A 17,247-nucleotide genomic window follows, 5' to 3' on the forward strand; every position below is an offset into this window, starting at 1 on the left:
CCCTTACTCGGCTGATTCTAAGTATCTTTCATTTGAATATCCTTTGACTCTCCTGATAATTAATACTGCAACTGCAAGCGCAATTAATACTAGAGAAATAACTTGTGCAACCCGCAGCGATTCCGTCAGCATCAAGCTATCGGTACGCATACCTTCAATGAAAAAGCGTCCGACTGAATACCAGATGATGTAGGTGAGGAAAAGCTCTCCTCTGCGCAAATTGGCTTTTCTGAGAAGCATAAGTCCGGCAAAGCCTACAAGGCTCCACAAAGATTCATATAAAAACGTCGGGTGATAGTAAGCACCATTAATGTACATTTGATTGATGATGAAATCGGGCAGAAACAATCCTTCTAAAAATTGACGGGTTACCTCGCCGCCATGGGCTTCTTGGTTAATAAAGTTTCCCCAGCGGCCGATTGCCTGCCCAAGGATTATGCTCGGAGCCCCAATATCAGCAATCTTCCAAAAAGAGAGACCTTTCACCTTTGCAAAGATATAGCCTGTTACAAATGCCCCAATTAAACCGCCATGAATAGCCAGGCCTCCGTTCCAGATCTTCACAATTTCCCCCGGGTTTTGAGAGTAATAATCCCACTGAAAAATCACATAATAAATACGCGCACAAATAATCGCGATTGGAATGGCAAACAGCACTAAATCTACAAACGTATCTTTATGAAGACCTCTGCGCTCACTTTCACGGACAGCAAGCCAAAGACCAAGCAAAGCTCCTATTCCGATAATCAAGCCATACCAATGCACCTGTATGGGTCCAAGCTCAAGAAAAATCGGATCGATAGGCGTAAAATTTTCCTCCATTGTCTCTATTCCCCCTTAATGATGATTATGCGTCGTCATGCTCAGTATCTGTTATGACATCTGTTAATTTATTTGTAAATTGCTCAGCTGCATTCAGACCCATGCGTTTTAATCTGAAGTTCATAGCCGCCACTTCAATGATGACCGCTAAGTTTCGTCCAGGGCGGACGGGAACGGTTAATTTAGGAACATCTGTGTCGATAATTTTCATTTTCTCTTCATCAAGGCCCAATCTGTCATATTGCTTCTTAGGATCCCAGATTTCAAGATCAATAATGAGGGTAATCCGTTTATAGCTGCGGACTGCGCCTGCTCCAAATAACGTCATTACATTTATGATGCCAAGTCCGCGGATTTCTAGAAGATGCTCAATTAAGTCTGGTGCATTTCCGACCAATGTATCCTGATCCTCCTGGCGGATCTCGACACAGTCATCTGCAACTAAACGATGGCCGCGCTTTACAAGTTCAAGAGCCGTTTCACTTTTACCGACTCCGCTTTTTCCGACAATCAGCACTCCTACGCCGTAAACGTCTACTAGAACGCCGTGAACTGCAGTAGTGGGAGCAAGCTTTCCTTCTAAAAAGTTAGTCAGATGACTTGATAGGCGGGTTGTTTTTAAAGGTGAACGAAGCAGCGGAACAGACTTTTCTTCTGCAGAGTCTGTTAACTCCTGCGGGATCTCCATTTCGCGTGAAACGATAATGGCCGGTGTTGAATCTGTACATAGCTGATCCATCCGGTTTCTCTTTTCCTCATCTGTCAGCTTTTGAAAAAACGTCAGCTCTGTTTTTCCGAGTATTTGCACGCGTTCTTTCGGGTAATATGTAAAAAAGCCAGCCATTTCAAGCCCTGGGCGGGACAAATCGCTTGTTGTGATGGGACGATTAATTCCTTCTTCCCCGCTGATCAGCTCTAAATGGAATTTTTCAATTAAATCTTTCGTTCGAACTTTTGCCATACTTCTGCTCCTCCTTTTCCTTTCAAGGGGTACCAATAAAATCCTCTCTTATTTTAGCACTTTTACCTTTTAAACGGAAACGGGAATCCTTTCTCATCAATTTAATCTTTCTTCCCTATTTTTTAAAAACATAGGACAATCACCGCTACTTATCGCACATACAGCGATATATTAGTAAGGTAAAGACCATTTAATAGGAGGACTGTACGTGAAGATTGCAATTGACGCCGGACACGGTTACACAACATCCGGGAAAAGAACGGTAGACGGAATGAGAGAATATGAATTTAATCGTGCTGTAGCAAACGAAATGAGGGACCTTCTCGCAGGATATGAAAACGTTACAATCCTTTTCACTCATTCAGACACACGTGATGTTCCGCTGAAAGAGAGAACGGATAAGGCCAATGCCGCAAATGCAGATGTGTTTGTATCCATTCATGCCAACGCATTTGGAAACGGCACGGTTTGGAATAATGTCAAGGGCATCGAAACATATGCTCACGACTCAAAACCCCAGGAATCCATTGCCCTTGCAGAAGCGGTTCAGAAAAAGCTGATTAAAAAAACAAAACGGGAGGACCGGGGGGTTAAGCTTGCCAACTTCCATGTCTTGCGGGAGTCTAAAATGACGGCTATTTTAATTGAGTGCGGCTTTATGACAAATCAAGAAGAAGCGAAGGCTTTAAAATCAGCTGCTTACCGCAAAATTTGTGCACAGGCAATTACTGAAGCACTCTCTGCTTTTTATAAGCTTAAGAAAAAGCCAGCTCCTACAGCACCTGAACCGGAAAAATTGTACAAAGTACAAGTCGGGGCTTTTAAAGAAAAAGAAAATGCCGTAGCCCTGGCCAATGAATTAAAAAATAAAGGGTAAAATGTCATCGTCCTTTACGAATAAAAGAGTAGAGACAGTCTGCATCTTACAACTGTCTCTACTCTTTTAATTTTAAAAGAAACCTCTCCTTTGGCAGAAGCTTCTTAGCCCTGAATTTATTCAAGTATGGCGAATAAGTATCAACCTGAATTTCCTTTTGACCTGCTTTAAAAAACAGAAGACGCATAAAGCCGTTGCCCCCATGCTTTTCAGCCTGATAATTCGCAAGCATCTGAAAAACTCTTTGCTCCTCAGAGATGCGGGTTTCTAAAAAACCCGTTCCGTAATAGTGACCGGATAAAACCAGTTTCACGTTTGGATTTTTCAAAACGACTTTCTGAAAAAGTTCTTCTCCTGCAGGACTTCTCTCATTTTTATAGTTCAAATAATCATGAAAAGCTAAAATCGCCGTGTGATTCCGGTAATCCTTCAATACCTTATTCATCCAATTAAGCGCACTGCTTTTTACATCCCAGCCCATATAAATCATGATATATGGCTGATTGTGGATCTTCAGAAGATCATAGTGGCCGCGATTATTTTCAAAAGAGCCGCCGTAAAACGGCTGCCGAATAAACCGATGATAGCCGAAATGATCTGTAAACACCTTATAAGGCTGTTCTTTATGAACCAAATCATGGTTCCCTGCCAAAACACCATATGGAATCCTCGTCATATCAAGCATTTTCAGTATTTGATCGGTTCTTTCCCATTGCACATCATCATTAGGCCGATCCACAAGATCGCCTGTATGAAAAACATATTGAATGTTATATTTGTCCCGGTTTTCAATAATCCACTGTATTTGTTTAATCATGATTTCCGGATAGTTTTTTGCGTAATATTGAGTATCTGATAGCCAGACAATCGTCGCATCCCCATCTTCAAATGGAAATTTTGCGTGCGCAGGAGTTGTAAATAGACAAAGCAGCAGGACTGCCGCAATAAAAGTTTTTTTCATAACCTTCACCCATTTTTTAGCGTACCCATATAGCGTGTCCTTATGTTCACGATTTACATTTATGATCATTAGTCTATACTATATATGGAAACCAAAACAAGGAGACGTACATATGCTGAAAGAATTTAAAAAGTTTGCCATTAAAGGCAACGTTATTGATCTTGCAGTCGGGGTCATCATCGGTACAGCGTTTGGCAAAATAGTCACTTCTCTTGTGAATGACATTGTGATGCCGTTGATCGGAATCCTGCTCGGAGGAGTAAATCTTTCGGGGCTCCAGTATACATTTGGAGATGCTCCTTTAAAATACGGAGTATTTCTGCAGACCGTTCTCGATTTCTTTATCATTGCTTTCTCCGTGTTTTTATTCATTCGATTATTTGAACGGTTTAAACGAAAAGACGAGCAAAAGCCTGTGCCTACATTAACAAATGAAGAGAAGCTGCTGACAGAAATCCGTGATTTGCTGAAGAAGGATGTACAGCAGGAAAGAGAATATTAGAAACAGAAATTTTGGGCACTCGTTTCGGGATACACGCTATTCCAGGTACCCAAAACAGAAATTTGGGGCTCTCGTTTCGGGATACACGCTATTCCAGGTACCCAAAACAGAAATTTGGGGCACTCATTTCGGGATAAACGCTATTCCTGGTACCCAAAACTGAAAATTGGGGCACTCGTTTCAGGATAAACGCTATTCCTGGTACCCAAAACAGAAATTTGGGGCTCTCGTTTCGGGATAAACGTTATTCCTGGTACCCAAAACAGAAATTTGGGGTACTCGTTTCGGGATACACGCTATTCCTGGTACCCAAAACAGAAATTTGGGGCACTCATTTCGGGATAAACGCTATTCCTGGTACCCAAAACTGAAAATTGGGGCACTCGTTTCAGGATACACGCTATTCCTGGTACCCAAAACAGAAATTTGGGGCACTCGTTTCGGGATAAACGCTATTCCTGGTACCCAAAACAGAAATTTGGGGCACTCATTTCAGGATAAACGCTATTCCTGGTACCCAAAACAGAAATTTGGGGCACTCGTTTCGGGATAAACGCTATTCCAGGTGCCCAAAACAGAAAATTGGGGCACTCGTTTCAGGATACACGCTATTCCTGGTACCCAAAACAGAAATTTGGGGCACTCATTTCGGGATAAACGCTATTTCAGGTGCCCAAAACAGAAATTTGGGGCACTCGTTTCAGGATAAACGCTATTCCTGGTACCCAAAACAAAAATTTGGGGCACTCATTTCGGGATAAACGCTATTCCAGGTACCCAAAACAGAAATTTGGGGCACTCGTTTCGGGATAAACGCTATTCCAGGTACCCAAAACAGAAATTTTGGGCACTCGTTTCAGGATAAACGCTCTTCCTGGTACCCAAAACAGAAATTTGGGGCACTCGTTTCAGGATAAACGCTATTCCAGGTGCCCAAATGCGCAGGCGCCCTGTTCTGACCAAGGATCTAGGCGCTCCGAGCTAGACCAAGGATGCTGGAAACTATATAAATTCTGGAACAAAAAAGGCAGGATCCATGTGATCCAGCCTTTTTTCTATTTCTTTTTACTTTCTCTAAGCGGTTCTATGACGCCTTTTTGAATCAGCAAATGAAGCAGCGAAATCACAATAGAAGCTAAGATCGCTGTGCCAAAACCAACAATGTTGAAGGAGTCTCCCATAATCCCCTGCGCGATCATAAGAGTAATCGCATTGATGACAAACAGGAAAAGTCCAAGCGTCACCACCGTAACCGGCAATGTCAGCAGGATGAGAAAAGGCTTCACTAAAACATTTAAAACAGATATAAGCAAGCTTGCAAGAATAGCGGCCCCTACACCGCTGATGTAAAACGATTCAAAGTACCCTGATACAACAATCAGTATGAGGGCATTGACCAAAATACTGATTGCCCATCTAATCATGTTTAATGACATCTCCCTCATTCGGCACGATGAAGATCATAATCAAATAGATAAGACTGAATGGAAAAAAGGCAGTGGTGATCAGCAAAATCACAAATAAAATCCGGAGCAATGTTACGTCCATGCTTAAGTAATCGGCCAATCCTCCAATGACACCGCCAACCATTTTTTTAGATCTGGATCTATATAATTTCTTTATCATGTTGAATTACCTCTCTTTTAATAGAATGGAGCCTGTTTTAGAATCTGCAAAAACAGACATGGTTTGTTCACCTGCTGTATTTGATTTGACCCTCAGCTCCTTCTGAATCGTCTCATTCTTCTCAAAAAGCACATCAAGATCTTTTAAATCAGCAGCTACTGAACCTAAATTTGATTTAAGTTCACCATTGATTTTCACGTTTTCCGGAATATAAACGTCCACGTTCCCAGTAGCCGTTTTCGCATACAGAGTTTGACATCCCACATCCTCAAGCTTAACGACGATATTTCCATTAAAGCTTTGAACATCAATTCTCTCGCTTTTCCCGTTTAATTGGATGAGCCCATTTATTGTTTCCGCTTCAGTATGGGCTGCCTCGATGTTTGACAGCCGGATTTGACCATTTGCTGTTTCAGCTTCTATTTTTTCACCCTTGAAATTCAGGACAGAAATAACACCATTTGCCGTTTTCGCATTAAAATCCCTTACGTTTAAATCTTCCCCTCTGATTGGCCCATTAAACAGCTTAATTTTAACAAGCTCATACTGCTTTTCTGGAACATACAGGGTCATATTGATTTTTACTGTTTTCTTTTCAGTGTTAAAACGGAACTTCGAACCGTCCACTGAGCAATCAACATTTTGCATAAAGGTTTCTCTTGCAAGCTCCTGATTCTCCGCACGGAATACTTTTGCATCACATTCGACGCGAACATCGTTTTGTGTCCATGCCTGCAGATTCACACTTCCGTTGATTAATTGAATATCAAAATCCCGGATCTCAGCATCCTTGAACTGATAAATGTGCTGAACATTGAGAGAACCGCCAAAGTTTAAATCAAGATCAAGCTCCTTAACCTTCTTCACTGCTGTATCAATAAAAGTCACAAGCTTTGCAGAAAGAGAAGATTGAGAGGATTTCTCTTTTTCAACAAAAGAATCCTTTGAAAAAACATCTGCAGACAACGACGTCATCATTTCGCTTTCTTTATGACTGTATTCCTCTTCCAGCTTTTCAATGAGTGTCAATGCTTCACTTGCCGACAGCTTTCCCTGTTCAACTAAATCCAAAATGCGTTTTCTTTGGTCCTTCACTTTTTCCATCCCCCAGTACTTGAGTATGTATTTGAAAAAAAAGCCTTGAGCAAGAACCCAAAGCCTTTGTGATTAAACCGTTTTTAAAATTCTAATTCCCTGCACAATGTTATAAATAAATACAACAAGATTCACGATTACAACCAGGATAAAGCCAAAAATTACAACTCCAAATGCAAAAGCTTCTGGTGAACCAGACATTCCTGCAAATAAAATCATGAAGAACGGTGCAATTATCGTTACGATTGGAATAATATGTGTCAACAATGATTTTTTCGCATGCTGCTTCACTTCACGTTCATCAGAGATAAAGAAGACGATAATCGGAAATAAAAACGGTGCGAAAAAAATACTGAAATAGCATAAAGATGAGAGCAATTTATTTGTATTCACTTTATTTTCAACTCCTTATAACAAGTATACGATTGAGTATGAGAAAAGTTTCATTAAATTTCTATGCAGAGTTCGGATATCAACTCAGGAATTATCCACCTAATTTTCAATTAATCAATGAGAATTAATGAATCCCCCATAAATCAAAGATTTAAAATTAAAAAGCGTTTACCGCAAAAAGACCCTTAACTGAATGTGTTAAGGGTCCCTCATTTATGCTTTAGCTACAGCTTCTTTTTCTTTGATTGCCTTTTTCATCCGGTCTCGGTCTCTTGTTAGGATAGGCTTTAAATACTTTCCTGTATAAGAACCTTCTACCTTAGCTACTTGCTCCGGAGTTCCCGTTGCAACGATTTGCCCGCCGTGATCTCCGCCTTCCGGTCCGAGATCAATTAGATAATCGGCTGCTTTAATGACATCAAGATTATGCTCAATCACTAAAACAGTATCTCCATTCTCGACGAGACGCTGAAGCACCTTCAGCAGTCTGGCAATGTCGTCTACATGCAAACCGGTTGTCGGTTCATCCAGAATGTAAAGGGAACGTCCTGTTGAACGGCGATGCAGCTCAGAAGCAAGCTTCACACGCTGCGCTTCTCCTCCAGACAGCGTTGTTGCAGGCTGACCAAGTGTAATGTATCCGAGGCCTACATCATAAATGGTTTGGAGCTTTCGTCTGATTTTTGGAATATTTTCAAAGAATGCCACTGCATCTTCAACGGTCATTTCTAAAATGTCAGCAATGTTTTTGTTTTTGTATTTCACTTCAAGCGTTTCGCGGTTATACCGTTTTCCATGGCAAACCTCGCATGGCACATAGACGTCAGGAAGGAAATGCATTTCAATCTTGATGATTCCGTCCCCGCGGCATGCCTCGCAGCGTCCGCCTTTTACGTTAAAGCTAAAACGGCCTTTCTTATAGCCGCGCACCTTCGCTTCATTTGTTGTGGCAAAGACGTCGCGAATGTCATCAAAAACACCTGTATAGGTCGCAGGGTTGGAGCGGGGTGTCCTTCCGATCGGCGATTGATCAATATCGATCACCTTATCAAGCTCTTCAATTCCTTTAATTTCTTTGTGCTCGCCAGGCTTCGTTTTTGCTTTGTTCAGCTTCTGAGCAAGAGATTTATGAAGGATTTCGTTTACAAGCGTACTTTTACCAGATCCCGATACGCCTGTAACGGCCACAAATGTGCCAAGCGGAAACTTCGTTGAAACGTTTTTCAGGTTATTTTCGCTTGCGCCCTTTATTTCGATGAAACGGCCGTCCGGCTTCCGGCGTTCAACCGGCAGCGGAATGAATTTTTTGCCTGATAAGTATTGTCCGGTTAATGAATTCTTATCATTCATCACATATTCAGGTGTTCCTTCAGAAATAATCTCCCCTCCGTGAACCCCTGCACCGGGACCTATATCAATTAAATAATCCGCAGCAAGCATCGTGTCTTCATCATGTTCAACAACAATCAGAGTATTTCCGATATCCCTCATGCTTTGAAGTGTCTGAATCAGCCTGTCATTGTCACGCTGATGAAGTCCGATAGAAGGCTCGTCAAGTATATATAAAACACCTGTTAATCTTGAACCAATCTGTGTAGCAAGCCTGATTCGCTGAGCCTCTCCGCCTGAGAGTGTTCCTGCAGCACGGCCCAAGGACAGGTAATCAAGACCGACATTGTTTAAAAAGCCAAGTCTCTCTTCAAGCTCTCTTAAAATCAGTCTTGCAATCTGCATTTCTTTTTCTGTCAGGTTGACCTTTTCAAAGAAATCGACTGCTTCATGAACAGATAAAGAAGTGACATTTCCAATGTGATTGCCATCAACAAGCACCGATAGGCTTTCCTTTTTTAAACGATGGCCTTTACACTTAGGGCATGCCTGCTGAGCCATGTATTTTTCCATCTGCTCGCGGATGTAGTCTGAACTAGTTTCCTTATAGCGGCGCTCTACATTGCGAATGACCCCTTCAAACAGAATATAATTTTCACGCACCTGGCCGAAGTCATTTTCATAGCGGAAGTAAATTTCATCGTTTCCGCTGCCGTATAAAACCTTGTCCAGCAAGTGGGATGGGATTTCTTTTACTGGAACATCCATCGGGATGCCGTAATGATTGCACACAGCCTCAAGCAGCTGAGGATAATATTGAGAGCTTGTCGGCTCCCATGGTGCCAGAGCATGCTGCTTTAATGATAAATCCTTGTTTGGAAGTACTAAGTCTACATCGACTTCAAGCTTCGTTCCAAGGCCGTCACACTCATTACAGGCGCCAAACGGACTGTTGAAGGAAAACATTCTCGGTTCCAGCTCGCCGATTGAAAATCCGCAAAGCGGACAAGCGTGATGCTCACTGAAAAGAAGCTCTTCTTCTCCAATCACATCGATCATGACTCTGCCTTCGCCAAGGCCAAGTGCTGCTTCAAGGGAATCTGCAAGGCGCGCCGCGATTCCTTCTTTGATGACGATGCGGTCAATCACAACCTCAATACTGTGCTTCTTGTTTTTCTCAAGAGTGATCTCATCACCGATCTCCATCATTTCCCCATTTACGCGAACCCTAACATAACCTTGCTTTTTGATATCTTCAAACACCTTTGCATGTGTTCCTTTTCGGCCGGAGACAATCGGTGCAAGCACCTGAAGCTTTGTTCGATCAGGATACTCTAAAATCCGGTCGACCATTTGCTCAATCGTCTGTGATGAGATTTCAATGTCATGATTCGGGCAGGTCGGTCTGCCGACACGCGCAAAAAGAAGTCTCAGGTAGTCATAGATTTCTGTCACGGTTCCAACCGTTGAACGAGGATTTCGGCTCGTTGTTTTCTGATCTATAGAAATCGCCGGTGAAAGTCCTTCAATTGAATCAACGTCCGGTTTATCCATTTGACCAAGAAACTGCCGGGCATAAGCAGAAAGAGATTCAACATATCTGCGCTGGCCTTCTGCATAAATCGTATCAAACGCAAGCGACGATTTTCCTGAACCGGATAAGCCAGTCAGAACAACAAGCTTATCCCGCGGAATCGTCACATCTATATTTTTTAAATTGTGAGCCCGCGCACCTTTCACAATAATTTTATCAATAGCCATTCTAGTTTCATCCTTCCGCTTTTAGCTCTAAAATCAGATCGCGAAGTTCAGCTGCACGCTCGAAGTTCAAGCCTTTTGCTGCCTCTTTCATCTCTGATTCCATTTGTCCGATCACCTTTTCGCGTTCTTTCTTCGTCAGCTTGCCGAGCTTTGGAGCTTGTGCATCGAATTCTTCCCCGTCCTCCGGTGCAATCGTAGCCCGTATACCCTCGCGAATTTTTTTCTGTATCGTTTTTGGCTCAATGCCATGCTTTTTATTAAAAGCCTCCTGCGTTTCACGGCGCCGTTTCGTTTCATTCAATGCAATTTCCATTGATTTGGTCATTTTGTCAGCATACATAATAACGTGTCCATTTGAGTTTCTTGCCGCACGTCCAATAGTCTGGATCAGCGATCTCTCAGATCTCAGGAACCCTTCCTTGTCTGCATCCAAGATAGCTACTAAGGACACTTCAGGAATATCAAGACCTTCTCTTAAAAGGTTGATTCCGACTAGAACGTCATACTTACCAAGCCGCAGCTCACGGATAATTTCAATCCGCTCAAGTGTTTTGATTTCAGAATGCAGGTAGTTAACTTTGATGCCTATGTCCTTCAGATAATCCGTCAGGTCCTCCGACATTTTCTTCGTTAATGTTGTGATAAGGACACGTTCATTGCGTTCTGTCCTTGCCTGAATTTCCCCAATCAGGTCATCGATCTGCCCCTGAATCGGTCTCACATCAATTGTCGGGTCAAGAAGTCCTGTCGGGCGAATAATTTGCTGAACCATTTCAGGTGTATGGTCAAGCTCATACGGGCCAGGAGTAGCCGATACAAACAGGATGTTATTGATATGCTTTTCAAACTCGTCAAATTGAAGCGGACGGTTATCTTTCGCTGAAGGCAGGCGGAACCCGTGGTCAACGAGAACCTGCTTTCTTGCCTGGTCACCGTTATACATCCCTCTGATCTGAGGCATGGTAACGTGGGACTCATCCACGACAATCATGAAATCTTCAGGAAAGAAATCAAGCAATGTATAAGGAGTGGAACCTGCCGGGCGAAGCGTCAAGTGTCTTGAGTAGTTTTCAATTCCTGAACAAAAGCCCATTTCCCGCATCATTTCAAGATCATAGCGGGTACGCTGTTCAAGGCGCTGCGCTTCTAACAGCTTTCCATTCTCATGAAGCACTTTCAGCCGTTCATCAAGCTCTTGCTCAATATTTGTAATCGCAACCTTCAGCTTTTCCTCGCGGGTTACGAAGTGGGATGCAGGGAAGATGGAGACATGCTCGCGTTCTCCTTTAATTTCGCCTGTTAAAGCATCCACTTCTCTGATTCGGTCGATTTCATCGCCGAAAAATTCAACCCTGATGCACTGCTCGTCTCTTGAAGCCGGGAAAATCTCCACAACATCCCCGCGCACTCTGAATGTCCCGCGTTTAAAGTCGATATCATTTCTTTCATACTGCACATCAACAAGTCTTCTGAGCAGCTGATTGCGTTCAATCTCCATGCCGGTCCGAAGAGAAACGACCAGATCACGGTATTCTTCAGGTGAACCCAATCCGTAAATACACGAGACACTCGCGATGATAATGACATCCTTCCGCTCAAATAAAGAGGCTGTTGCGGAGTGTCTGAGCTTATCTATTTCATCATTAATGCTTGCGTCTTTTTCGATGAATGTATCGGTCTGCGGCACATAGGCCTCCGGCTGATAGTAATCATAGTAGCTGACGAAGTATTCTACTGCATTATTTGGAAAAAACTCTTTGAATTCACTGTATAATTGTCCTGCCAATGTTTTATTATGTGCAATAATCAGCGTCGGTTTGTTTACTTCCTGGATGACGTTTGAAACGGTGAACGTCTTCCCTGTACCTGTAGCACCAAGAAGCGTCTGATGCTTCTTCCCTTCTTTAATGCCCTTGACGAGCTTTTTTATCGCCTCGGGCTGATCGCCCTCTGGCTTATAATTCGAGACTAAATCAAAACGATCGCTCAACAGGAGGACCTCCATTCATATGTAATCAGTATTTATATTTTACCATAAACAGGTGTGAAATCACCAAAAATACGAACTATAGTTCGCATATTTCTTTCGACATTTTGTTTTTGATTCTTACATTATCGCCGGATTTTTCTATTTAAATGCCTGACTTATCTATTTCAATACCTTTTTTAGGAGGTTGGTAAACCGATAGCAGCCCAAGGAAGGGAAGAATGCAGTCCGCTTACTGTTGAAAGTGCTCTTTTTTAGAAAAAGACTATTTCTCATTTCAACAAGCGTGACTTTCCCAACCGATTCCGAGACTTTCAAGCTTTATTCCAAGACTTTTAGAATGAATTCCGAGACTTTGCGGATTAATTCCGAGACTTTCCAAAATAATCCCGTACAAATGTGAACAACTGCTTTGGCCGGGATATAGTCTCAGATAAGGATCGTAAAGCTTTGACTTTTTTCTAGGATTTGTTCTGGCCGGGGAGTTGGGCGATGGAGCCAGTCATAAATGATGGAAACTCTATAAATTCTGGTGTAAAAAAAAACCCGCTCCCAAAGGGAACAGGTTCAAACCTTAATTCGTTTTTTCGCTTGTGCGCCTTGCCATTTTCGCAGCATACAAAAATCCTGCTGTAACAGATATCACATCTAGAACTATGATAATCCATGATTCCATATACCCTTTCGAATAAGCTGCAGCTAAAAGAGCAATGGTCAGGACAGTCGCAACGTAGTGGTTATATGAGACTCTGGCAAACAAAGACAAAATAATAAAAGGCAGAGTCAGGGCCAGTACGGCTTTTATTAACATGGAATCAGCTCCTGCTTACTTCTCTGAAGCAGAAAAGCTTTGGTAGTCGTTTTCCTGCAGAAGATCGATAAGTTCAATCTCTTTATGATTTTCTTTAAAATGCCTGAAGGTAAAATCATTTTCAAAGAGGACAGCATATTGATCATTGCGGTCGCGCACGAGCAGGCTTCTGGAATCAAAGAAGCGCTTTTCGAATTTTTCATTGCCGATCCATCTTGGGATGCGGTCGCCCATAGGAACAAATTCGATCTCAACGTTGTACTCGGCTCTCATCCGGTATTCAAACACCTCGTATTGAAGCTGTCCGACAGCGCCAAGGATGATGTCATCCGTTGAATCCTGACGGAAATACTGGATGGCGCCTTCTTGAACAAGCTGGTCAATTCCTTTACGGAACTGTTTTGCTTTCATGACGTTTTTCACGCGCACCTTTTTAAACATCTCCGGCGGGAACTGAGGAAGCTCATCATAATGATAGCCTTCTTTTCCAACTGTTAGTGTATCACCGATTTGATAAACGTTCGGATCATAAATCCCGATGATGTCGCCTGCGAATGCTTCATCAACCGTTTCTCGGTCTTTAGCCATAAACACCTGCGTCTGATTCAGCTTAAGCGTTTTATTCGTTCTGCTCAGCTGTACGCTCATGCCGCGCTCAAATCGTCCGGAACACACGCGCAGAAAGGCGATGCGGTCACGGTGGGCAGGGTTCATGTTGGCTTGGATTTTAAAGATATAGCCGGAGAATTCTTCAGTCTCAGGTGCAATAAAGCCCTGATTTGTTCTTCGCGGCTGCGGAGGAACGGCATACTGTAAAAACACATCAAAAAATGATTTCACACCAAAGTTGGCAAGCGCACTTCCGAAGAAGACAGGCGTTAATTCTCCGCGCTTAACACGCTCAGCGTCGAACTGGTTGCCCGCTTCCTCAAGCAGCTCCAGTTCATCCTTTGTTTCCAAATAAGTCGGATGGCTGCCAATCTCGCTTGCATCTACTTCATCTGAAGGAATAATATCTTCCTGCTCGTTTCCTTTAAACTGAACGACTGTATGCTGTTCACGGTCAATAATTCCAAGGAATCGCTTGCCCATGCCTATCGGCCAGTTCATCGGATAGGATTCAATGCCAAGTACTTCCTCAATTTCAGAAAGAAGCTCAAGCGGATCTTTTCCTTCGCGGTCCAGCTTATTAATAAATGTAAAAATAGGGATGCCTCTCATGCGGCAAACTTTGAAAAGCTTGATTGTTTGAGGCTCGACCCCTTTTGTAGAGTCGATGATCATCACTACGCTGTCTACTGCCGTTAGCGTACGGTATGTGTCTTCACTGAAATCTTCATGTCCAGGAGTGTCCAGAATGTTTACGTGGAAATCATGGTATGGAAAGCTCATAACGCTTGATGTAACGGAAATTCCGCGTTTCTTTTCAATTTCCATCCAGTCGGAAGCTGCAAATTTGCCGGTCTTCTTCCCTTTAACCGTACCTGCTTCACGGATGACTTTACCGAAATATAATAATTTCTCTGTTAACGTCGTCTTTCCCGCATCCGGATGGGAGATGATGGCGAAAGTCCGTCTCTTTGATATTTCTTTATCTATGTTCATTTACATTACCCTCACAAAGTTTACTTCGTTTGAAATATATCACATTTAGAGCAATAGAACAATTTCACTCTGGTCTTTCTCCTGCTTTACACCGGTGCTGTAAAAAAGAGCACATTCACTGCAGCCATCACGACCGCACCGATAATAATAAATGCTGTATCCTTCTTTTTCATGTTTTTCTCCTCCTGCATTGTTTTCACATAGTTTATCAAGAAATTATGTCTAAATTATTAACAATTAATAATCATGTTTTTTATCAGGGAATTTCAGGATGAATTTGGTGCCGTGATCCTTCCTGCTATCAATCACGATTTCTCCCTGATGAAGGTGAACAAGCTGTTTAACAATCGATAATCCCAAACCGAATTCCCCGAATTGATGGCCGGTTCTGGACATATCCGCCTTATAAAAACGCTGCCACATTGATTCAACCTCTTTGGGGTCCATCCCGATTCCGGTGTCTTCAATTTCAATAATTGTTTCCTTATATCCTTTTTTTCCGCGCAGCCAAACGGTCCCGCTCTCTGTAAATTGAATACTGTTTTTTGTAATGTTAATTAAGATTTGAATGAGGCGGTCATAATCAGCATAGACCATTATTTCTTCATTTACATCAATCTTTAATTCCACCTGTTTTTCCTCTGCCTGAAAAAATAAATGCTCTTTAATAATTTCAAAAGCCTCCGTAAGCTGAATTTCTTCTTTGAATAGCTTCACCTGATTGGAGCGGATTTTTTCATAATCAAGGTTTTCATTCACGAGTCTGATAAGGCGTTTTGCTTCCTGACTGACAAGCTGAATGCCTTTCTCCTTTTCACCCTCTTCAATCATGTTATTTTTAAGCCCTTCAATTACTCCGCTGATTGTTGTTAAAGGAGTCCTTAATTCATGAGAGACATCCGCCATAAATTTTCTTCTTCTATTCTCTAAACTTTCGATTTCCTGATTTGATTGCTTTAGCTGCTCTGCCATATTATTAAAATCGTTTGCAAGCTCGCCGATTTCATCTATGTTGGACGAGGGCACCGAAATATCGTATTTCCCTTCCGCAATCATTGATGTTGCATTTCGGATCCGCTGAATTCTTTTTACATGAACATTTGAGAGAAACCAGCTTAACAAAAGAGAAACGGATAAGGAGATTAAAATGGTATATAAAAGATAGCGGTTAATCTCGCTGATTGTCTCTCTGGAACCTTTAATCGGCGAAACTAACAGAATTCCTCCTGAAAGATTGCCGTTCTCAATATACGGCAGGGCAACTAAAGAAACCTCTTGGTTAAAGCGTTTGATTTCATGCTTAACGACGATTCTCTCGCCTTCCTTCAGATTCTGCCATTCTTCTTCTGTCGGCTGAAACCTTGGAGCGTTGCCTGCATATGGATAGAATATCATTCCTTTATCATCAAAAAGACTAAACCGTATGCCTCTCGCACTGAGCACATGCTCATACTCTCTCAAAGCACGCTCTCCCCTGTTATTTTGCACGTCTGTTAAAATTCTGTTGCCATACTGCTCAAGCTCTTCCACCTTGTTATTATAAACAAAGGACTCCGCATATTGGGCTACAACAAGACTTAAGATCATAAAAGCAATGATCAGAATGCTGATATGACTTAAAAACAGCTGATAAATATACTTAATTCTCATTCGGATCTACCGTTTCATCAAACTTATAGCCCACTCCCCATACGGTATGGAAAAAAGGCCTGGTTTTCGAGCCCAGCTTAGCCCTCAATCGTTTGATATGAACGTCTACCGTTCGTTCATCCCCGTAAAATTGATAGCCCCAAACCCGTTCAAGCAGCTGCTCTCGCGAGAAAACCTGCCGGGGATGCTCCACAAAATAATAAAGGAGATCAAATTCTTTTGGCGTTAAGTTTTCTACCTTTTTATTTTCAAGCAAGACTTCACGAGTTTGTTTGCTGATTTTAAAATAAGCTGTTTCAAGACTGCCTGTCTCTTTTTTAGGTGCATGCGAGACTGAGTGCCTGCGGGACACTGCTTTAATCCTCGCCATAAGAGCAAGCGGGCTGAATGGCTTCGTCACATAATCATCGGCTCCCATTTCAAGCCCAAGAACCTGATCAGATTCGCTGTCCTTTGCTGTCAGCATAATAATCGGAACAGAGCTCTTCTCTTCCCTGATCTTCCTGCAAAGTGTAACCCCATCCATTCCCGGCAGCATCCAATCAATAATCAGCACGTCCCAGTCTTCCCGCTTATATGCATTGTAGCCTTCTAGCCCATCATTTATAAAAGCACCCTGGATGCCTTCTTTTGAAAAAAACATTTCAAGCATCGCACTGACACTCTGATTATCTTCTATCACTAAAACCTTCATATTTACACCATCCAAAAATATGACTTTCTTTTCAAAGTAAAGTGAATTTCAATGTTTCGCAACAGTTTTCTATATTCTTCCCTGTTTTTTAAAGGTTAAGAAATAGTTTGGACATAGTTTGTTCATTTCTGTCCATTAATCTGTGAAAACAAGAAAGTTGTCGTATATATTCT

At 42.2% G+C, this 17,247-nt stretch carries 15 protein-coding genes; 2 read left to right on the forward strand and 13 right to left on the reverse strand.

Annotated elements, in window-relative coordinates; genetic code table 11:
• Positions 1-3: 3 nt before the first annotated feature.
• Both lgt and hprK read right to left on the reverse strand, forming a co-directional pair.
• Complete coding sequence (lgt, locus tag LIT25_24160; GenBank protein ID USK33560.1) at positions 4-822, reverse strand: prolipoprotein diacylglyceryl transferase; 819 nt, start codon at positions 820-822, stop codon at positions 4-6.
• Positions 823-847: 25 nt separating this feature from the next.
• Complete coding sequence (hprK, locus tag LIT25_24165; protein ID USK33561.1) at positions 848-1,783, reverse strand: HPr(Ser) kinase/phosphatase; 936 nt, start codon at positions 1,781-1,783, stop codon at positions 848-850.
• Between the two features lie 208 nt (positions 1,784-1,991).
• On the opposite strand from hprK, the gene LIT25_24170 reads away from it, so the two are divergent.
• Positions 1,992-2,660 (forward strand): N-acetylmuramoyl-L-alanine amidase, encoded by a 669-nt coding sequence (locus tag LIT25_24170; GenBank protein USK33562.1) that lies wholly within the window; start codon positions 1,992-1,994, stop codon positions 2,658-2,660.
• Between the two features lie 58 nt (positions 2,661-2,718).
• On the opposite strand, the gene LIT25_24175 is transcribed toward LIT25_24170, so the two are convergent.
• Positions 2,719-3,621 carry a metallophosphoesterase gene (locus LIT25_24175; protein ID USK33563.1) on the reverse strand — a complete coding sequence of 301 codons (903 nt, stop codon included), beginning with the start codon at positions 3,619-3,621 and terminating at the stop codon, positions 2,719-2,721.
• Between the two features lie 112 nt (positions 3,622-3,733).
• On the opposite strand from LIT25_24175, the gene mscL reads away from it, so the two are divergent.
• Entirely contained in the window at positions 3,734-4,123 is a 390-nt protein-coding gene (gene mscL / locus LIT25_24180; protein ID USK33564.1) for a large conductance mechanosensitive channel protein MscL, read from the forward strand.
• A 1,055-nt stretch (positions 4,124-5,178) separates the two neighbouring features.
• Here mscL and LIT25_24185 read toward each other — a convergent pair.
• The 10 genes from LIT25_24185 to LIT25_24230 all read right to left on the reverse strand — a co-directional run bounded on the left by LIT25_24185 (position 5,179) and on the right by LIT25_24230 (position 17,074).
• Positions 5,179-5,547 (reverse strand): phage holin family protein, encoded by a 369-nt coding sequence (locus tag LIT25_24185; protein USK33565.1) that lies wholly within the window; start codon positions 5,545-5,547, stop codon positions 5,179-5,181.
• Positions 5,540-5,746: a PspC domain-containing protein gene (locus LIT25_24190; GenBank protein ID USK36399.1), complete on the reverse strand. Its 207-nt coding sequence runs from the start codon at positions 5,744-5,746 to the stop codon at positions 5,540-5,542. Before LIT25_24190 ends, LIT25_24185 begins: the two co-directional genes overlap by 8 nt.
• Before the next feature lie 9 nt (positions 5,747-5,755).
• Positions 5,756-6,844, reverse strand: coding sequence for a DUF4097 domain-containing protein (locus LIT25_24195; protein ID USK33566.1), 1,089 nt, complete (start codon positions 6,842-6,844; stop codon positions 5,756-5,758).
• 72 nt (positions 6,845-6,916) lie between these two features.
• On the reverse strand, positions 6,917-7,237 hold the full coding sequence (locus LIT25_24200; protein USK33567.1) for a DUF4870 domain-containing protein: 321 nt from the start codon (positions 7,235-7,237) through the stop codon (positions 6,917-6,919).
• Between the two features lie 213 nt (positions 7,238-7,450).
• Positions 7,451-10,327 carry an excinuclease ABC subunit UvrA gene (gene uvrA / locus LIT25_24205; protein ID USK33568.1) on the reverse strand — a complete coding sequence of 959 codons (2,877 nt, stop codon included), beginning with the start codon at positions 10,325-10,327 and terminating at the stop codon, positions 7,451-7,453.
• 7 nt (positions 10,328-10,334) lie between these two features.
• Positions 10,335-12,317 carry an excinuclease ABC subunit UvrB gene (gene uvrB / locus LIT25_24210; GenBank protein ID USK33569.1) on the reverse strand — a complete coding sequence of 661 codons (1,983 nt, stop codon included), beginning with the start codon at positions 12,315-12,317 and terminating at the stop codon, positions 10,335-10,337.
• Between the two features lie 571 nt (positions 12,318-12,888).
• Positions 12,889-13,125, reverse strand: coding sequence for a CsbA family protein (locus LIT25_24215; protein ID USK33570.1), 237 nt, complete (start codon positions 13,123-13,125; stop codon positions 12,889-12,891).
• 15 nt (positions 13,126-13,140) lie between these two features.
• Positions 13,141-14,730: a peptide chain release factor 3 gene (locus LIT25_24220; protein USK33571.1), complete on the reverse strand. Its 1,590-nt coding sequence runs from the start codon at positions 14,728-14,730 to the stop codon at positions 13,141-13,143.
• A gap of 237 nt (positions 14,731-14,967) precedes the next feature.
• Positions 14,968-16,380 (reverse strand): HAMP domain-containing histidine kinase, encoded by a 1,413-nt coding sequence (locus LIT25_24225; protein ID USK33572.1) that lies wholly within the window; start codon positions 16,378-16,380, stop codon positions 14,968-14,970.
• Complete coding sequence (locus LIT25_24230; GenBank protein USK33573.1) at positions 16,370-17,074, reverse strand: response regulator transcription factor; 705 nt, start codon at positions 17,072-17,074, stop codon at positions 16,370-16,372. Before LIT25_24230 ends, LIT25_24225 begins: the two co-directional genes overlap by 11 nt.
• Positions 17,075-17,247 lie beyond the last annotated feature (173 nt).

Source organism: Bacillus sp. F19, from assembly GCA_023823795.1.
Taxonomy (GTDB): Bacteria; Bacillota; Bacilli; order Bacillales; family Bacillaceae; genus Bacillus_P.